Source organism: Streptococcus suis (assembly GCF_002960445.1).
Classification (GTDB): domain Bacteria; phylum Bacillota; class Bacilli; order Lactobacillales; family Streptococcaceae; genus Streptococcus; species Streptococcus hyiners.
The window spans coordinates 1-275 of the sequence record NZ_POJD01000454.1 but is presented as its reverse complement, the minus strand read 5'-3'; the positions used below and the strand labels follow the sequence as shown (position 1 = coordinate 275).

Below are 275 nucleotides of genomic sequence, written 5' to 3'. Positions count from 1 at the left end.
AACGTCCAACTGAACCCCAGTCTCTTTGGCAAGTGTTTCTGCAACAGATTTTGACGCATTTTCTTCAAAATAGATATACTTAATACCATATTTATTAATATACTCTGTCAATTCTGCTAGACGTGATGGAGTTGGATCCTCATCTGCAGCAACACCTGTAATAGAAACTTGTTTCAAACCATAGTCCAAAGCCAAATATGCAAATGCAGTATGCTGTGTAACAAAGTATTTCTGTTTCGCAGCAGATAATGTTTCAGAATATTTAGCATCCAAAG

Annotated in this window: 1 protein-coding gene; it reads right to left on the bottom strand. The window is 36.4% G+C overall.

What is annotated here, in order from left to right:
• The coding region (locus C1G53_RS12500) for a metal ABC transporter solute-binding protein, Zn/Mn family (RefSeq protein ID WP_161941441.1) at positions 1-275 on the bottom strand (275 nt) is incomplete at both ends.